Source organism: Clostridium sp. X (assembly GCF_055755365.1).
Map to the genome: position 1 here is coordinate 2,417,403 of NZ_CM146912.1, position 19,431 is coordinate 2,436,833.

General features: G+C 31.1%; 18 protein-coding genes and 1 other RNA gene. 17 read left to right on the plus strand and 2 right to left on the minus strand.

Annotated elements, in window-relative coordinates; all coding sequences use genetic code 11:
- Positions 1-9: 9 nt before the first annotated feature.
- From aspS to ACX0KU_RS12160, 3 genes are all read left to right on the plus strand, one after another.
- Positions 10-1,791, plus strand: coding sequence for an aspartate--tRNA ligase (gene aspS / locus ACX0KU_RS12150; protein ID WP_472990209.1), 1,782 nt, complete (start codon positions 10-12; stop codon positions 1,789-1,791).
- 46 nt (positions 1,792-1,837) lie between these two features.
- Positions 1,838-2,029, plus strand: a non-coding RNA gene (gene ssrS / locus ACX0KU_RS12155) — 6S RNA.
- Positions 2,030-2,149: 120 nt separating this feature from the next.
- Positions 2,150-2,422 carry a metal-sensitive transcriptional regulator gene (locus ACX0KU_RS12160; protein ID WP_472990210.1) on the plus strand — a complete coding sequence of 91 codons (273 nt, stop codon included), beginning with the start codon at positions 2,150-2,152 and terminating at the stop codon, positions 2,420-2,422.
- A gap of 29 nt (positions 2,423-2,451) precedes the next feature.
- Here ACX0KU_RS12160 and ACX0KU_RS12165 read toward each other — a convergent pair whose 3' ends face one another.
- The gene (locus tag ACX0KU_RS12165; protein ID WP_472990211.1) at positions 2,452-2,901 is read right to left on the minus strand and encodes a threonine/serine exporter family protein; all 450 of its coding nucleotides are present in this window, start codon (positions 2,899-2,901) and stop codon (positions 2,452-2,454) included.
- Complete coding sequence (locus ACX0KU_RS12170) at positions 2,901-3,674, minus strand: threonine/serine exporter family protein (protein ID WP_472990212.1); 774 nt, start codon at positions 3,672-3,674, stop codon at positions 2,901-2,903. Before ACX0KU_RS12170 ends, ACX0KU_RS12165 begins: the two co-directional genes overlap by 1 nt.
- Positions 3,675-3,835: 161 nt before the next feature.
- Here ACX0KU_RS12170 and ACX0KU_RS12175 point away from each other — a divergent pair, with 161 nt between their 5' ends.
- From ACX0KU_RS12175 to ACX0KU_RS12240, 14 genes are all read left to right on the plus strand, one after another.
- On the plus strand, positions 3,836-5,092 hold the full coding sequence (locus ACX0KU_RS12175; protein ID WP_472990214.1) for a serine hydroxymethyltransferase: 1,257 nt from the start codon (positions 3,836-3,838) through the stop codon (positions 5,090-5,092).
- Between the two features lie 286 nt (positions 5,093-5,378).
- A complete protein-coding gene (gene nifJ / locus ACX0KU_RS12180) occupies positions 5,379-8,882 on the plus strand; it encodes a pyruvate:ferredoxin (flavodoxin) oxidoreductase (RefSeq protein ID WP_472990215.1) in 3,504 nt (1,167 codons plus the stop codon).
- A 199-nt stretch (positions 8,883-9,081) separates the two neighbouring features.
- Complete coding sequence (locus ACX0KU_RS12185; protein WP_472990217.1) at positions 9,082-9,429, plus strand: DUF1292 domain-containing protein; 348 nt, start codon at positions 9,082-9,084, stop codon at positions 9,427-9,429.
- A gap of 80 nt (positions 9,430-9,509) precedes the next feature.
- A complete protein-coding gene (locus tag ACX0KU_RS12190; protein WP_472990218.1) occupies positions 9,510-10,151 on the plus strand; it encodes an HAD-IB family hydrolase in 642 nt (213 codons plus the stop codon).
- 14 nt (positions 10,152-10,165) lie between these two features.
- Positions 10,166-10,990, plus strand: coding sequence for an aminotransferase class IV (locus ACX0KU_RS12195; protein WP_472990219.1), 825 nt, complete (start codon positions 10,166-10,168; stop codon positions 10,988-10,990).
- Positions 10,991-11,153: 163 nt separating this feature from the next.
- Positions 11,154-13,079: a flagellar assembly protein A gene (locus tag ACX0KU_RS12200; protein WP_472990220.1), complete on the plus strand. Its 1,926-nt coding sequence runs from the start codon at positions 11,154-11,156 to the stop codon at positions 13,077-13,079.
- Positions 13,080-13,104: 25 nt separating this feature from the next.
- The gene (locus tag ACX0KU_RS12205) at positions 13,105-13,557 is read left to right on the plus strand and encodes a chemotaxis protein CheW (protein WP_472990221.1); all 453 of its coding nucleotides are present in this window, start codon (positions 13,105-13,107) and stop codon (positions 13,555-13,557) included.
- 10 nt (positions 13,558-13,567) lie between these two features.
- On the plus strand, positions 13,568-14,056 hold the full coding sequence (locus ACX0KU_RS12210) for a chemotaxis protein CheD (protein ID WP_472990222.1): 489 nt from the start codon (positions 13,568-13,570) through the stop codon (positions 14,054-14,056).
- A gap of 15 nt (positions 14,057-14,071) precedes the next feature.
- Complete coding sequence (locus ACX0KU_RS12215) at positions 14,072-15,130, plus strand: protein-glutamate methylesterase/protein-glutamine glutaminase (RefSeq protein WP_472990223.1); 1,059 nt, start codon at positions 14,072-14,074, stop codon at positions 15,128-15,130.
- A gap of 3 nt (positions 15,131-15,133) precedes the next feature.
- Entirely contained in the window at positions 15,134-15,901 is a 768-nt protein-coding gene (locus ACX0KU_RS12220) for a CheR family methyltransferase (RefSeq protein ID WP_472990225.1), read from the plus strand.
- 14 nt (positions 15,902-15,915) lie between these two features.
- Positions 15,916-18,015 (plus strand): chemotaxis protein CheW, encoded by a 2,100-nt coding sequence (locus tag ACX0KU_RS12225; RefSeq protein WP_472990226.1) that lies wholly within the window; start codon positions 15,916-15,918, stop codon positions 18,013-18,015.
- Positions 18,016-18,027: 12 nt separating this feature from the next.
- Entirely contained in the window at positions 18,028-18,630 is a 603-nt protein-coding gene (locus ACX0KU_RS12230) for a chemotaxis protein CheC (protein WP_472990227.1), read from the plus strand.
- Positions 18,631-18,646: 16 nt separating this feature from the next.
- Complete coding sequence (locus ACX0KU_RS12235) at positions 18,647-19,006, plus strand: response regulator (RefSeq protein ID WP_472990228.1); 360 nt, start codon at positions 18,647-18,649, stop codon at positions 19,004-19,006.
- 15 nt (positions 19,007-19,021) lie between these two features.
- Positions 19,022-19,417 (plus strand): chemotaxis protein CheW, encoded by a 396-nt coding sequence (locus ACX0KU_RS12240; protein ID WP_472990229.1) that lies wholly within the window; start codon positions 19,022-19,024, stop codon positions 19,415-19,417.
- Positions 19,418-19,431: the final 14 nt, after the last annotated feature.

Consider the following 19,431-nt stretch of genomic DNA (forward strand, 5'->3'; position numbering starts at 1 on the left):
GACGAAAATATGGGAGAAACATTAGCTGGACTTAAAAGAACCGTAATGTGTGGAGAATTAAGAGAAGGTAACATAGGTGAGAAGCATGTTGTAATGGGATGGGTTCAAAGAAAAAGAAATCTTGGAGGATTAGTTTTTATAGATTTAAGAGATAGAGAAGGTATTCTCCAAGTAGTATTTGGAGAAGAAATAAATAAAGAAGCTTTTGAAAAAGCAGACTTAGTTAAATCAGAATATTGCATAGCTATTGAAGGTGAAGTAATAAAAAGACAATCACCTAATGAAGCATTACCTACAGGAATGATTGAATTAAAGGGAGAAGGAATTAAAATATTATCTGAATCTGAAACACCTCCTATATACATAAAGGAAAATTTAGATACTGATGAAACAATTAGAATGAAATATAGATACCTTGATCTTAGAAGACCTGATATGCAAAAAATACTTAAGGTGAGACATAAAGCTTCAAAAATAGTAAGAGACTTTTTAGATGAAAATGGTTTTCTTGAAGTAGAAACTCCAATACTTACAAGAAGTACACCAGAAGGGGCTAGAGACTATCTTGTTCCTAGTAGAAATTATTCTGGAATGTTCTATGCATTGCCACAATCACCACAATTATTTAAGCAATTATTAATGGTTTCAGGATACGATAAATATTTTCAAATAGCAAAGTGCTTTAGAGATGAAGATTTAAGAGCAAATAGGCAACCGGAGTTTACTCAAATTGACATGGAACTTTCATTTGTTGATATGGAAGATGTTATTGGATTAAATGAAAAATTGATTCAAAGAATGTTTAAAGAAATAATAAATGTAGATGTTCAGCTTCCTATTCAAAGAATGCCTTATAAAGAGGCTATGAATAAATACGGTTCTGATAAACCAGACCTTAGATTTGGTATGGAAATAAACGATATAAGTGAAGCGGTTAAGAATGCCGATTTTAAAGTGTTTAAAGATGCTTTAGAGGCTGGTGGAAGTGTAAGAGCTATAAAAGCTCCAAATTGTGCTGATATGGGAAGGAAACAAATTGATAAGTTAACAGAATTTGTTAAAACTTTTAAAGCAAAAGGACTTGCTTGGATATCCTATAAAGAGGATGAAATAAAGTCACCTATATCAAAATTCTTAAAAGAAGAAGAAATAAATGATATAGTTAAAACCATAGATGCTAAGTATGGAGATTTAATACTAATTGTAGCGGATAAAGATAGTGTAGTATTGCAAACACTTGGAGCGTTAAGACTTGAAATGGCTAAAAAGTTAGAACTATTAAAAGATAGTAGTGAATTTAGATTTGTGTGGATTACAGAATTCCCACTAGTTTCATTTAACGAAGAAGAAAATAGATATCAAGCAGAGCATCATCCATTTACGGCCCCTATGGATGAGGATATTCAGTATCTTGAGAGTGATCCAGGAAAGGTTAGAGCAATAGCATATGATATAGTTCTAAATGGAGAAGAACTTGGAGGAGGAAGTGTTAGAATACACGATACTAACCTCCAAGAGAAGATGTTTAAAGTGCTTGGTTTCACTAAAGAAAGTGCTTGGGAGAGATTTGGATTTCTGCTTGATGCATTTAGATTTGGACCACCACCACATGCAGGATTAGCTTATGGATTAGATAGGATTATTATGTTCTTAACTGGAAATGAAAACATAAAAGATGTTATAGCATTTCCTAAGAATCAAAATGCTTTCTGTCCATTAACGGAAGCTCCAAACCTAGTAGAAAACAAACAGTTAAATGATTTAGGATTAATTTTACAAGAAAAACAATAGTTTCATATTATATTTTTTGAAAGAATGTAGCATAATATAATTATAAAAGTTCCTACTATATATGTAATGCAAGTGTGTATTGACCCAACATTTTATTTGAAAGGGAATCTAACTCTTTTTGCGTAATGAAACTTTTAAGTACATTAGTACAATATAAAGGACGTGAAACAAAAAGGAGATACCCACCTGTTGAAAACAGGTTCAATTATTACTTGTAAAACGATATGGTGGGAGCTTTTTATATAAAAATATAATAATATGTGATGAATTTACTGTGTTGAATATATAAATTATTATTGATATAATTACACTACGGGGTATAGGTATAAATGAGCATTCGAGAATGGGAGAATTGTATATGGATAAGAAAAAAGATCCTAAAAAGGATATACAAGTAAGACTAAGGAAAATAGAAGGTCAAGTTAAAGGAATCGAAAAGATGATTGATAGTAATGCTTGTTGTAAAGATGTATTAGTGCAAGTTGCAGCAGCAAGAGCAGCTATGAATAAGGTAGGTGCATTAATATTAAAGAATTATGCTAAAGAATGTATGGCTAATGAAGAAAAAAATTATGAGCATGATATGAAAATGGATGATTTAGTTGAAACGTTAACAATGTTTATAAAATAGGCAATCTAAATTATAGTTTAGATTGCCTATTAATATTTTCTAATATTTGATTTTCTATTTTTTAAAGCAATTATAACTTTTATAGTTGATGAAACTAAAACTGTAGCTACGGCAATAGCCCCGGCACTACTTATGGTTTCAATGCCTAAGATTATAGATTTATCTAAATTTCCTTTAATAGTCTCAAACATTGTGTAATACATTCCTGCACCTGGTACTAGTGGAATTATTGCACAAATCATAAAGACGGTAACGGGAGATTTTAGTACTCTGGCCATTATCTCAGAATATATGCTACAAGCTAGAGAACCTATAAACAGAGCAAATAGAGCGGAAAAGCCATGATTTATAGAAAAAGAATAGAAAAACCAACCTAATGATCCTCCTAAAGCAGCAAAAAAAAGATTTTTACCTCTTATGTTAAATATAATCCCAAAAAATAAGCTAGCCAATAGAGCGTAGAGTGAACTTAGTATCATTATATTACTCCCCCTATATACATAAACCAAAGTTTCATAACTATACCACTTCCGATTGCTATTGCAACGGCTACAAAAATTGCTTCTATGGCTCTGGAAATTCCTGAGATTAAATCACCGGCTATAGTATCTCTTATAGAATTAGTAATAATAAGTCCTGGAACAAGAAGCATAATAGAACCTATAATAATCTTATCTTCGTGATTGCCTAAATTTAATCTAACACTAATTAAAGCTAGTAAAGTTGCAACAGATCCACCAAGTGAATTAATAAAGAAGTCATTAAGTTGCATATTATTAAGAGTAATGGAAATGATTTTAATTATAATACCAATAAAAATAGATACTACAAAGTCCTTAAAAGTTCCTCCGAATAATAGTGTGAAAAAAGCTGCAATAAAAGCTGATGCTATTATTAATGTATTATTACTATAACCAGGTGTAGTATCAATTTCTATTAATCTTTGTTCAACTAGCTCTAGAGAAATAGGATTAGTGCTAATTTCTCTAGATAAATTATTTACCTTTGAGATTTTTTCTAAATTGACAGTTCTGTTATTTATTCTTTTTATTAAAGAAATAGTTTCGTTATTCTTATCTATTAAAGATATCATTATTCCAGTAGGGGTAACAAAGCTATCCGCATGTTTTACTTTAAAAGCATAGCAAATTCTGAGCATTGTTTCTTCGACCCTGTATGTCTCTCCGCCGCTTTGGAGAATTATTCTCCCGGCCTCTGCTGCAATATGTAATATTTTATGACTTTCATTCATATTGTAAACCCTCTCTTAAAATCATCAGCTATTCTCATACCTTATTATATCATAGATTAATTTAATAATTTATTATAAATTTAAAGGAAAAAAATTTTTATTATTGATATTTATGATACAACACTTTATAATTTAGTAAACAAAAGTGAGGAGGGGCATAAATGAAATTTCTAAACTTAAAGAACAATGATCCAGATATATTCTCCCTAATAGAGAGAGAAAATAGTAGGCAAAACAATAATATTGAATTGATTGCTTCAGAAAACTTTACTAGCAAAGCTGTAATGGAAGCTATGGGGACTCAGCTTACTAATAAATATGCTGAGGGTTATCCAGGAAAAAGATATTATGGTGGATGCGAAGAAGTAGATAAGGTAGAAGCTTTAGCAATTGAGAGACTTAAAAAATTATTTGGAGCTGAACATGCTAATGTTCAACCACATTCAGGTTCTCAAGCAAACATGGCAGTATATCTTTCGGTTTTACAGCCAGGAGATACTATACTTGGAATGGATTTAAGTCATGGAGGACATTTAACTCATGGTAGTCCGGTAAATTTTTCGGGAAAGCTATTTAATTTCATATCTTATGGGGTAGATAATGAAACAGAGCTTATAGAGTATGAAAAATTAAGAGAATTGGCATTAGAGCATAGACCTAAAATGATTGTTGCAGGTGCTAGTGCATACTCAAGAGTAATTGATTTTGAAAAGATAAAATTAATTTGTGGTGAGGTAGATGCATATTTTATGGTAGATATGGCTCATATAGCTGGTCTTATTGCTGCAGGAAAGCATCCATCACCAGTAGAATGTGCAGACTTTGTTACAACTACTACTCATAAGACTTTAAGAGGTCCAAGAGGTGGAGCTATACTATGCAAAGAGAAATATGCAAAAGAAGTAGATAAAGCAATTTTTCCAGGAATACAAGGTGGACCATTGCTACATATAATTGCTGCTAAGGCTGTTTGTTTTGGAGAAGCTCTAAAGGATGATTATAAGAGTTACATTAATCAAGTAGTAAAAAATGCAAAGGCTCTTGAGGAAGAACTTAAAAAATACAACTTTAGGTTGGTTTCAGGGGGAACTGATAATCATCTTCTTTTAATAGACTTAACCAATAAAGATATTACAGGAAAAGATGCAGAAAAATTATTAGACAGCGTGGGGATTACTGTAAATAAAAACACTATTCCTTTTGAAACTAAAAGTCCATTTGTAACTAGTGGAATAAGAATTGGAACGCCTGCTGTTACAACTAGAGGCTTCAAAGAAGAGGAAATGAAGAAAATTGCATACTTGATTAATTATGTTATAGAAAATAAAGATAGAGACTTAAGTGAGATAAAGGATAAGGTTAGAGAAATTTGTTCTAAATACCCTTTATACGAAAAAAAATATGTAGAAATTGAATAAAAAGATTTTTTTTGATAAAACCAAGTAATTCAGCGGATTTACTAGTAATTCGTAGTATATTAATGATTACTTGGTTTACGAAATATTTGACAAAGAGTATAACAGATTAATATAATATATGTAACAGATTAAAAATTTATAGTAATATTAACTGTTGCATGTATTATATGATTTTTTAAACTATGTCCAAGCCTTCTTGAATAAAGAAGGTGCTAAAATATCTAATAAATTGACTTGCTATAAAGTATAGTAAAGTTAAACATTATTATAGAAAGAAGGTATATAAATGGCAAAGATGAAAACAATGGATGGAAATACAGCTGCTGCACACGTTTCATATGCATTTACAGACGTAGCGGCTATTTATCCAATTACTCCTTCCTCTCCTATGGCTGAACATGTTGATGAATGGGTAGCTGAAGGAAGAAAAAATATTTTTGGACAAACTGTAAAGGTTATGGAAATGCAATCAGAAGCAGGAGCGGCTGGTGCTGTTCATGGTTCATTACAAGCTGGTGCCTTGACTACAACATACACAGCGTCTCAAGGTCTTTTACTTATGGTTCCTAATATGTACAAAATTGCTGGAGAACTTTTACCAGGAGTACTTCACGTATCAGCAAGAGCTCTAGCTGCAAACTCACTTAACATATTTGGTGATCACCAAGACGTTATGGCAGCAAGACAAACAGGTTTTGCAATGCTTGCAGAAAGCTCAGTACAACAAGTTATGGATTTAGGAGCAGTTGCTCATTTAGCTGCAATAAAGGGAAAAGTTCCTTTTGTAAACTTCTTTGATGGATTTAGAACATCTCATGAAGTACAAAAAATTGAAATTTTAGAATATGAAGATTTAGCAAAATTACTTGATATGGATGCTGTTAAAGCATTTAGAAAAAATGCTTTAAATCCTGACCACCCAGTAACACGTGGTACTGCTCAAAATCCAGATATATACTTCCAAGAAAGAGAAGTTTCTAACCCATACTATGAAGCACTTCCAGAAATTGTTGAAGGCTACATGGCTGAAATAACTAAATTAACAGGAAGAGAATATCACCTATTCAATTATTATGGAGCTCCAGATGCTGAAAGAATGATCGTAGCTATGGGATCTATAACTGATACTATTGAAGAAACAATAGACTACTTAATGAGCAAGGGTGAAAAAGTTGGTTTATTAAATGTTCATTTATACAGACCATTCTCACTTGAGCACTTCTTAAAATATATACCAGAAACAGTTAAGAGCATCGCTGTTCTTGATAGAACTAAAGAACCAGGATCACTTGGTGAGCCTTTATACTTAGATGTTAAAAATGCATTCTATGGAAGAGAACATCAACCAGTAATAGTTGGTGGAAGATATGGATTAGGATCAAAAGATACTGTTCCAGCTCATATTTTACCAGTATTTGAAAACTTAAAGAAAGATACACCGAAAAATGGATTTACTATAGCTATAGTTGATGATGTAAGTAATACTTCATTACCAGTTGGAGAAGATATAGATGCTACACCAGCAGGAACTAAAGCTTGTAAATTCTGGGGTCTTGGATCAGACGGTACTGTTGGAGCAAACAAGAGTGCTATAAAGATTATTGGAGACCATACAGATATGTATGCACAAGGATACTTTGCATATGACTCAAAAAAATCTGGTGGTATAACAGTTTCTCACTTAAGATTTGGAAAGAGCCCAATTAAATCACCATACTTAATAAATAAAGCTGATTTTGTAGCTTGTCACAATCAATCTTATGTTTATAAATATAACGTATTAGAAGGATTGAAAAAAGGCGGTAAATTCTTATTAAATACTATCTGGAGTCCAGAAGAAGTAGAAGCTAATTTACCAGTTGCATATAAGAAGTTTATAGCTGAAAACAACATTGAGTTCTATACATTGAATGCTGTTAAGATAGCACAAGAAATCGGTCTTGGTGGAAGAATTAACATGATAATGCAATCAGCATTCTTCAAGATTTCAGAAGTTATTGAAGTTGCAGATGCTATTAAATACTTAAAAGATGCAGTTGTAAGTTCTTATGGTAAAAAGGGACAAAAAGTTGTTGATATGAACAACGCTGCTATCGATAAGGGTGTTGACTCAATAGTTAAAATAGAAGTTCCATCATCATGGAATGAAGTTGTAGAAGAAGCTGCTGCAACAATTGAAGTGCCAGAATTCATAGATAAAATCGTTAATCCGATGAATAGACAAGATGGAGATAAACTTCCAGTAAGTGCATTCGTAGGAATGGAAGATGGTACGTTCCCACATGGAACTGCTGCATATGAAAAAAGAGGAGTAGCAATAAACGTTCCAGAATGGCAAATAGATAAATGTATACAATGTAACCAATGTTCATATGTATGTCCACATGCTACTATAAGACCAATTCTTACAACTGAAGAAGAATTAGCGAATTCACCAGCAACATTTGAAGGTAAAGATGCTATAGGAGCTAAAGGACTTAAGTATACAATGGCTATTTCACCACTTGATTGTACAGGATGTGGAAACTGCGTTGATATCTGTCCAGCTAAGGAAAAAGCAATTGTAATGAAACCACTTGATACTCAAATAGAAAAGACTGAAGCTTGGGATTTTGCTATGACAGTATCACATAAAGAAAATCCAATGAATAAATTCACTGTAAAGGGAAGCCAATTCGAACAACCATTACTTGAGTTCTCAGGAGCATGTGCAGGATGTATGGAAACTTCATACGCTAAACTTGTAACTCAATTATTTGGTGAAAGAATGATGATAGCTAATGCTACTGGATGTTCATCAATTTGGGGAGCATCAGCGCCATCAACTCCATATACTAAAAACCACAGAGGACATGGACCAGCTTGGGCTAACTCATTATTCGAAGACAATGCTGAATTTGGTATGGGAATGTACCTTGGAGCTCAACAAATAAGAGAAAGATTGGCTATGAAAGCAACAGAAGCTATAAACGCTGGCGTTAGTGAAGAAGCAAAAACAGCTCTTCAAGAATGGATAGACAACTTTAATCTTGGAACAGGAACAAGAGAAAGAGCAGATAAAGTAATAGCTGCAATTGAAGCTGAAAAAGCAAATAATTCATTATTAAATGAAATTTACGAAGACAGAGACTTCTTAGTTAAGAGATCTAACTGGATCTTTGGTGGAGACGGTTGGGCATATGATATCGGATACGGTGGACTTGACCACGTTCTTGCATCAGGAGAAGATGTAAATGTATTTGTATTTGATACAGAAGTTTACTCAAATACTGGTGGACAATCTTCAAAAGCGACTCCAACAGCTGCTATAGCTAAATTTGCAGCTAGTGGTAAGCAAACTAAGAAGAAAGATCTTGGAATGATGGCTATGAGTTATGGATATGTTTATGTAGCACAAATATCAATGGGTGCTGACAAGAACCAAACATTAAAAGCTATAGCTGAAGCTGAAGCTTATCCAGGTCCATCATTAATAATAGCTTATTCACCATGTATCAACCACGGATTAAAGAGTGGTATGGGCAAGACTCAAGAAGAGGGTAAGAAAGCTGTTGAAACAGGATATTGGGCTATGTACAGATTCAATCCAACATTAAAAGAAGAAGGAAAGAATCCGTTCATTCTAGATTCAAAAGAACCAACTGGAAACTTTAGAGAATTCTTAATGGGAGAAGTAAGATACGCTTCACTTGCTAAGGAATTCCCAGAAACTGCAAATGCATTATTCGAAAAGACTGAAAAGGATGCATTTGAAAGATTAGAAACATACAAGAGATTAGCAGCAAACTAATTATAAATAATAAGAAAGAGGCATTTCTAAAAAGAAATGCCTCTTTTTTATTGGGAAAAAGGATATATACTCACATAATTTTCTTCTATTTATAAAAAAATTACAAAAAACTCTTTTAATATTTAGAAATAAGGTTTAAAATAATAATAATAATGTAATAATACATTAATGAAAGACTTAACTTATAGGAGGTTATATCATGGATAACGAAAAATTACATGATTGTGGTTGTGAAGATGAGGCTTGTGGAAGTAATTCACAAGAAGAGCATTGTGGATGCGGATGTGGATGTGACGATCATGGCCATGAAGCAGTAATTGTTGAATTAGAAGATGAAAATGGTAATGTAGTTCCATGCGAAGTTGTTGATGGATTTGAGTATAAAGATAATGAATATACACTTGTTCAAAACCCAGAAGATGGATCGGTTTATTTATTTAAGGTAGTTGGAGAAGGTGACGATTCAGAATTAGTTGTTCCAGAGGACAAAGAGTTCGAAGAAGTTACTGCTTATTATGATAGCTTAGTGGAAGAAGAAGAGGAATAATTTTAACCTCAAAAAAGTCGTTGCTTATGCATCGGCTTTTTTATTAATCATAAAACTTTTTTATTTATTGGAGTGATTTTATGGAGAAGTTAGCTATATTCGATATTGATTATACATTAACAAAGAGGGAAACCTTTATTGAATTGTATTTATATATGTTAAGAAAAGATTTGAGATTGCTTAGATACATTCCTAGAGTAATGATATCAGGAATTTTATATGGACTTAAGGTCTATAACGAAACCCAAACTAAAGAAACATTTTCAAAGTTTTTATGTGGAATAAAGGAAAATGATATGAAAATTTTAGTTAAGAAATTCTATGACGAAAGATTATCCAAAATATTATATAAAGATGCTATAGAAACCATAAGAAAATTTAAGTCAGAGGGATACAAGATATATCTAATTTCTGCATCTCCAGAAGTATATATAAATGAATTCTACAATATAAAGGAAATAGATAAAATTATAGGAACAAGACTTAGATTAGAAAATGGAGTATATAGAAATCTTATTGAGGGTGAAAATAATAAAGGAAAAGTTAAGGTGAAAAGATTAGAAGAAGAGCTTAAGAAGGAAAATATAGAAGTTGATTTTAAGAATTCATATATGTTTTCAGATTCCTTATCAGACTCTCCTCTTTTTGATATTGTAGGTAATCCATATTTAATAAATTATAAAAAGAAGCATGATAAAATAAAAATACTAAAGTGGAACTAAGGAGTACTAAATATATGAATGAATGTTTTTGCGAAAAGTTTATAGTGAATAATAAGGTGATGGATTGCAAAGAGTTTGATAATACCTTAATCCAGCAAGGGAAATCGGTATATGAGGTTATTAGAATTATAGATGGAGTACCTTTATTTATAGAAGATCATTTAGATAGGCTTTTTCAATCAGCTAATGTTACAGGAGTAAATATATGGCTGGAGAAAGAAGAAATTAAATATTCTATTAAGAAATTATCAGAGATTAATTTCATTAGAGATGGTAATGTGAAAATTATTTTTAATTTTAATGAAAAGACAGAAAATACATTTCTTATTTATTTTATTAAGCACAATTACCCTACAGAAGAAATGTACTTAAAGGGGATTGAGGTAGCTTTATATAATGCTGAAAGAGAAACTCCGAATGCAAAAGTAATAAACATGAGCCTAAGAGAAATAACAGATAAAATAATAAAAGAAGAAAATATATACGAAGTTATCTTGGTAAATAGTAGTGGAAAGATTACTGAAGGTAGCAGAAGTAATATTTTTATGATTAAAGAGAATAAAGTTTATACTGCACCAAAGGAAGATGTTTTACTAGGGATAACTAGAAAATATGTATTTAAAGCTTGCTACAATTTAGGATATGAAATTATAGAAGAAAAAACTAATTCGAATGATATTAAGAAATTAGATGGAATATTCTTATGCGGAACATCTCCTAAGGTTTTACCAATCTCAAAAATAGATGATGTGGAGATTACTATTCATAATAAAATACTCCAAGAAATAAAAAATGAATATAATAGATTGGTAGAGGAATATGTAAATGCTCATAAATAAATGATAAACACAGGTTTAAAATTTATTTATGGCTATGTTTAGTTACTTAAAATTAAAAATATTATAAAGTAAGCTTGTAAAATAACGATAAGATAGTAAAGTGATTCATTAAAATATGATATACTCATTATAAAACTATATTATATAGGGGGAGTGAGTTTTTATGAATAAAAAAATTTTTACAGCCAAAACATTAGATGAGTGTTTAGATATGGCTACTTCCCAATTAAAAATAAAAAAAGAAGAAATAAAATATGAAATCATAGAGTGTAAAAAAGGACTCTTTAATAAAAAGGTCTCAATATCAGTAGGAATTGAAGGATCAATAGAAGAAAATAGAAATGGAACGATTAAGGTTAAAGATGGTAAGATTATTGTTAAAAATCCAAAAGAGGGAGGAATACCTGCCTTTATCAAGCCATTTAAAAAAGCAAGAGTAGTGGTAAATCAAAATGAAATAAAATCAAAGATTGAAGTTTTACAAGATACTATTATAGAGATAATTTTTGAAAGTAACAGAGCAGAGAGAAGACTTAATATTAGTATTACTCAAGACAACATGGAAGCTTACGTAAGTATAAAATATATTCCTGAAAACACGTACATTCTGAAAGATACTGAAGAGAGCAATGAATTAGATATTGAGATAGAAGTAAAAGAACAAGTATTTCCACAAGCCTATACTAAAACGGAGATTTTAGAACAATTAACTTTGAGTGGAATTAAATATGGCATAAAGGAAGATGTTTTAGTTAAGTTAACGGAACAACAGGATTTTGATAATATATTAGTTGCAGAAGGAATACCAGCTATTAATGGAATAGATGATAAAATAGAAATAAAGTTTAGTGAAAAAACAAATAGTAAAAAATTAGTTGAGGATGAAGAAGGAAAAGTAGATTATAAAAGCATAGGTCGTGTTGAAGCTTCAAGAAAGGGAGATATCTTAGTAGTAAGAAGAGAAGGAAAAGAAGGAAAAGACGGTATAGATGTAAAAGGCATACCTAAAAAACATAAAGTATTAAAGAAAGTTCAACTAAAAGCTGGTGAAGGTTGCGAACTTAGAGGTGAAAATATTGCTGTTGCATTAATTGAGGGTAAGCCCTCTTGTAAAGGAAATGTGATATCAGTACATAAGCTTCATGTTATAGATAACGATGTGGATTTAAAAACAGGGAATATTGATTTCGTTGGTGATGTAGTTATTTATGGAAATGTAAAAGAAGGAATGAAGGTTAATGCAGGTCATAATTTAATTATACATCAAAATGTTGAAAGTGCTATTGTAAATGCTAAAGGGGATTTAGAAGTAACAGGAAACATAATAAATTCACATGTTAGTGCTGGGGGAACGGATATAAATAAGTTAAATAAGGTGAAAAACTTAGAAAAGCTTTACTCATTTATTTCTCAGCTTATAATTACAGTAGATCATATTAAAAAATTCAGCCTTTTAGGAAAAAAAGTTCATGATGGTGAAGTTGTAAAAGTATTGATAGAAAATAAGTTTAAGGGTATAATTCCCACAGGTATTCATTTTATGGCTTCTGTATTAAAGGAAGATTCAGATGAAGAGATAAATCTATCAAATACTATTAAAGAAAAATTAATTGGATTTGCCCCTCTTAATATTAAAACTTCAGATGAATTGAGGCTCTTAATGAATCAAATAGAAGAAGTTAAAACAAAGTTATCAGGAGAACTTTCAGAACCAGTTGATATTAAGATGAATTATTGTCAAGATTCCACAATAAATAGTTCAGGTAATATTATAGTTGTAGGTAAAGGGGAATATGTATCACATTTAACTGCTTACGAGAGTATTGAGTTTATTAACCCAAATAGTTTAGTAAGAGGTGGTGTTATAAAAGCTGGAAAAGATATAAAGTGTAAGCATGTCGGAAGCGAAGGTGGAGTCTCTACTAAACTAATAGTAGAAGCTTCAGGAAATATTTCGGTAGATGTGGCATATCAAAACACTTGTTTCATGGTAGGGGAAAGAGAGTATGTACTAGAATGTCCTAGCAAAAACGTACATGCCTATTTAAATAATGAAGGGGAACTAATAGTAGACAAATTTATACTTTAGAGTATTATATAGGAGGAAATATAACGTGAGTGAAAAAGAAATAAAAGTATTAATATTTAATATAAATAGCCAATATTATGCTACGGATATTATGGAAGTAGAAAGAATTTTAGGGTACGAAGCACCTACACAACTTCCTGACTCACCAGAGTTTATTGATGGGGTTATAAATTATGAAGGAAATATTTTGCCTATAATGAGTTTATCTAAAAAATTCAATATTCCATATGGGGAAGTTAAAGAAGAAACTAAAATTATAGTTTCTAAACAAGAGAAAAATAAAGTAGGAATAATTGTTGATGTGGTTTCAGAAGTATGTGATATACAAGTTGAAAGTATAGAAGAAGCGCCAGAAATTGTAGCAGGGATATCAAAAAGATATATTAAAGGATTAATAAAGAGAAATGGAAAGATAATAACATTCTTAAATTTAGGTACAATTCTTACCAATGAAGAAAAAGAATTGATATTAAAGTAAGGAGTTTCCTATGTTAAATGGTGAAATAAGAGTAGGGATTGCAGATTTAAATATTGCTGAGCCACCGAAAAAACTTATAACTGTTGGATTAGGTTCATGCATTGGGATTGCTATATATGATGCAGTTACTAAAGTTGGTGGACTTGCGCATATTATGTTGCCTGATAGCACTCAATTTAACAACGTAACTAATCCAATGAAATTTGCAGATCTTGCTATCCCTTTATTGCTAGAAAAGATGCAAAAAGAAGGTGCCTCAAAAAGAGGCTTAAAAGCGAAAATAGCAGGTGGAGCATCAATGTTTAATTTCTCAGATAAAAGTATGATCATGGATATTGGAAATAGAAATGGAATCTCAGTTAAAAATGTTTTAAAAAGTATAGGAATTCCCATAATTAGTGAAGATGTTGGGGGCAATAAAGGAAGAACTATGATTTTTGATACTGCAACCGGAATAGTACAAATAAAAACTGTAGGTATGGGAATAAAACAAATTTAATGGAGTGATATAAACTTGAAAAAAATTAAAGTTATAGTAGTAGATGATTCAGCTTTAATGAGGAAAATAATTTCTAATATTATTAATTCTATGGATGATATTGAAGTTATATACACTGCGAGAAATGGAGAAGATTTGCTTGAAAAAATCATTAATTATATACCTGATGTTATTACTTTAGATGTAGAGATGCCTAAAATGGATGGTATAGCTACTTTGAAAGAGTTGAAAAGCAGAAATTATAACATACCCGTAATTATGTTAAGTAGTGTATCAAAAACAGGAACAGCGCTTACTATAGAGTGTCTAGAAAAAGGAGCCTTTGATTTTATATCAAAACCATCAGGGGCAATATCATTAGACATCGAAAAGGTTGCAGAGGAATTAATTGATAAAATAAGATTAGCATGTAATAAAATTAGTTTTATTGATAAGAGTAATGTATATAATAAAATAGAAACTAAGCATAAAGTAACGACTAATTCATTTAGAAACAAGGGTAAAATTAATGCTGTTGCAATTGGAGCATCAACAGGTGGACCAAAGGCGCTTTATAAAGTTATAACAGTTCTTCCAAAAGATTTAGAGGTACCAGTATTTGTAGTGCAACACATGCCGGTAGGATTTACAAAGGCTTTTGCTGAAAGACTTGATTCAAATAGTAAAATCAAAGTTGTTGAAGCAACAGATGGGGAAATAGTAGAAAAAAACGTTGTGTATATAGCACCTGCTGGATATCATATGGAAGTTGGAATAGATAAAAAAATACATTTAAATATGGAACCGGCTATGTGGGGAGTTAGACCAGCAGTAGACAAGCTATTTAGCTCAGTGGCAAAGGTCTATGGAGCTCATGTATTAAGTGTTGTTCTTACTGGTATGGGACGAGATGGAGCACAAGGTACTGTGGAGATTAAAGATAGTGGAGGGATAACTATTTCTGAAGATAAGTCAACCTGTACCATCTATGGTATGCCAAGAGCTGCCTTTGAAACAGGGAAAGTAGACGAAGTATTACCCTTACATGATATATCTGATGCTATCATAAGAAATGTAAAGGCTATAGGGAGGTAGGGTATGGATTTAGAAGACTTTAAAAAATGGGCACTGAAAGAATTTAAAATAGATTTATCAGCTTATAAGTCCAATCAATTGCATAGAAGAATTTTAAGTCTTATGACTAGAGTTGGTGTTAGTTCTGTAGATGAATATATAACACTTCTTAAAAGAGATGAAAGTCAGAGGCAAAAGTTTCTAGATTTTATAACAATTAATGTATCAGAATTTTTTAGAAATCCTGAGATATTTGATGAAGTTAAAAAGAAAATAGAGACAGAACTAATTCTAAATGAAAGTAATCTAAAGATATGGAGTGCAGCGTGTTCAATAGGAGCTGAACCTTATTCTTTAGCTATGATATTAGATAGTCTTAAAACTAAAGGAAGACATAGTATCCTAGCTACAGATATAGATAGTAGCATAATTGAAAGAGCGAGGCAGGGAGAATATGTAGCAAGTGAAATAAAAAATGTAAAAGATGAGTATTTGCAAAAGTATTTTACAAAAGTTAACGATAAATATATAATAGATTCTAAAATTAAGAGTTTAGTTAATTTCAAGAAACATGATTTAATACTAGAAAATTATGAAAAAGGATTTGATTTAATAGTTTGTAGAAATGTTGTAATATATTTTAATCAAGATATAAAAAATGAAATATATAAAAAGTTTAGTGCTTCGTTAAAAAAAGGTGGACTTCTTTTTGTAGGAGCTACGGAAAGTATATACAATTACAAAGAATATGGTTTTGAGAAAGCTTCAACTTTTATTTATAAGAAGCTATAAGGAGGAAAATGGTCATGGATACATCACAATATATGTCAATGTTTCTTGAAGAATCAATGGATAATCTTCAAACTTTAAATGAATCTCTATTACAACTAGAGCAAGAACCAGAGAATATTGACAAGCTAAATGAGATATTTAGAGTTGCTCACACAATTAAAGGTATGGCTGCGACAATGGGATTCAATGAAATGGCAGAACTAACTCATAAAATGGAGGATGTATTATCTCAATTTAGAGAAGGAAAGTTAAAAGTAACTCAACAAGTTGTGACTGTATTGTTTAAGTGTCTAGATACTTTAGAACAAATGGTTAATAATATTTCTGAGGGTAATGATGGAAATATGCCTATAGAAGATATAATAGAGAGTTTAGGAGCTATAGTAGATGGGAAAAATACAGACAAGCCCCAGGCTATACCAACATACTCAGATGAAGATATAAGTAGAGAGTCTAAAACAAGTTTAATGGAAGAAGTTGTAGAAGAGAGTATTTTGTTATCACAAATGAATGATTATGATATAAACATAATTAAACAAGCGGAAGAAAAAGGGTACTATGCTCAACAGATAAAAATCACATTAGATGAAAATACCTTATTGAAATCAGCAAGAGCTTTTTTAATATTTAAGGGTTTAGAGGAATTTGGTGAAATAATTAAATGTATACCAGCAGCAGAAGACTTAGAAAGTGAAAATTTTGATTTTGAAATAGAAATGATCTACTTGAGTCATAAGAGCAAAGAAGAGATTCGTAACATTTTAATTGGCGTATCTGAAGTTACAAATGTGCAAGTTGATAAAGTAGATTTAAATTATAATAAAAATGTAATAAATAAGGCAACATATGAGATAAAAGAAAACACAGATATCGTATTAAAAGAAATTATAAAGCCAGAGAATAAAGTAATATCTAAATTAAACGAAAATACAATAGAACCAAAAGATGTTGAAAAAAAGGCTGAAGGAAAAAAACAAAAGAAAGCTCATCAGTCTGTCAGAGTTGATCTTGAAAGACTTGATAAGTTTATGAATATGGTATCAGAACTTGTTATACACAGAACAAGATTAGAACAAATAAGCACTAACTATAAATCAACAGAACTCAATGAAACCTTAGAGCAAGTAGCAAGAACAACTTCGGATCTACAAGATCTTGTAATGAAGATTAGAATGCTTCCACTTGATACTGTATTTAATAGATTTCCAAGAATGGTAAGAGATTTGTCAGTAGAGTTAAATAAAGAAATTAACTTTATAATTAAAGGAGAAGACACAGAACTTGATAGAACAGTAATTGATGAAATAGGAGAACCACTTATTCATTTAATTAGGAATGCTGCTGATCATGGAATAGAAAGACCAGAAGTAAGGATGGACAGAGGCAAAAATGCAATAGGAACAATTAAACTTATAGCTTATCAAGAAGGAACAAAAGCTATAATTAAGGTAGAGGATGATGGTGGAGGAATAGATGTTGAAAAAGTGCGTGCTAAAGCAAACAAAGTAGGTATAAATACTGAAGGTATGGATGATAATGACATTAGAAATCTAATATTTGATCAAGGCTTTAGCACGAATGAAGTTGTTACAGATATATCTGGTAGAGGAGTGGGAATGGATGTTGTAAAAACTAAAATAAGCTCTCTCGGAGGAACTGTAGATGTTATAAGTGAAATGGGCAAAGGTTCTTCATTTATAATAAGACTTCCTTTAACACTACAAATAATTCAAGCCTTACTTATTAAGGTTGGAAATGAAACCATGGCTATTTCTCTTGGATATATTGATAGAGTGATAGACTTTGATGAAAAGAAAGTGATGAAAACTGACAATAAAGAGGTTATAATATATAATGAAAGTGTAATCCCTCTTATAAGAGTCTATCAGAAGTTAGGACTTGAAAAAGTCAATAATAGCAACAAAAATTATATAGTTATTGTTAAAGTAGGAGAAAAGACAGTAGGCCTTTTAGCAGATGGATTATTAGGACAGCAGGAAACAGTAATTAAACCCTTAGGAAAAACATTAAAAAGTCTTAAAGAGTATATAGGTGCAACTATTTATGGTGACGGACTTGTTACTTTAATACTTGATGTTGCGGCCCTAATATAAGGAGGAATTTGAATGAGTATTCTTGATATGACTCCTATGCAACTAGATGCCCTAAGAGAAGTTGGTAATATTGGTGCTGGTAATGCAGCCACTGCTTTATCACAATTATTAAATAAGAAAGTTGATATGACAGTTCCAGCAGTAAATATTATACCTTTTGAGGATGTTTTTGCTGGAGATGGTACAGAAAGAATAGTAATAGGGGTTATTGTTAGAGTATTAGGTGATACACCAGGAAATATACTTTTTGTTTTAGAAAAAGATGAAGCAATGCAGATTATAAAGGAATTAACCGGAGAAGAATCAGAACAGCTTTCTGAAATGGGTTATTCAGTAATTTGTGAAATAGGAAATATAATAGCTTCTTCTTATATGAATTCTATTGCAAGATTTACAAACTTAGTTATAACACCTTCCGTACCAGCAGTTAGTTATGATATGTTAGGGGCTATATTGTCTACTACATTTATAGAGTCAGGTCAATTTGATGATCAAGTTCTAGATTTAGAAACTAGATTCTTAAGAAGTAATGATAAAGAATTAGGTGGGCATTTTTATTATATTCCCATGCCAGGATCATTAGAAAAAATATTGAATACATTAGGTGTAAATTAATGGAGGTTATAAACACATGGCTAGAGTATTAATTGTTGATGACGCAGCTTTTATGAGAATGATGATAAAAGATATATTAGAGAAGAATGGATATCAAGTAGTAGGAGAAGCTAGTAATGGAATTAAAGCAGTAGAACTTTATAAAGCTGAAAAACCAGACGTAGTTACGATGGATATAACAATGCCTGACATGGATGGAATTGAAGCTGTAAAAGAAATAAAAGCTTTCGATCCTGCAGCAAAAATTATTATGTGTAGCGCTATGGGTCAGCAAACAATGGTTATGGATGCTATAAGATCAGGAGCAAGAGACTTTATTGTTAAACCGTTTCAGGCTGATAGAGTTTTAGAAGCTATTAGAAAAGCTGTAGGTTAATAGGAGGAATGAAAAGTGCAAGTAGTTATATTTAGACTTGGAGACGAGCAATTTGCTGTAGAAACTTCAAAAGCTCAAGGTATAAATGATACTATGAAGATAACAGAGGTACCTAATTCTCCAGAATATATAAGGGGATTGATTAATCTAAGAGGAAACATAATTTCTCTCTTAGATATAAATTTATTATTAAATATATCAAAATCTAAAGAAGAAACTGAAAGTAATATAATTATCTTAAAAATGGAAGATGAGCAAGTTGGGATTACAGTAGACCAAGTAGATGAAGTTTTGGATATAGAGGAAACCATGATAGAAAAAGTTGATGATCAGAGAAAAGCTTACATTAAAGGGGTTATTAACTTTAAGGATAGAATAGTAACTTTAATTGATATTGATAAACTATTTTAAATTGGTTATAGAAA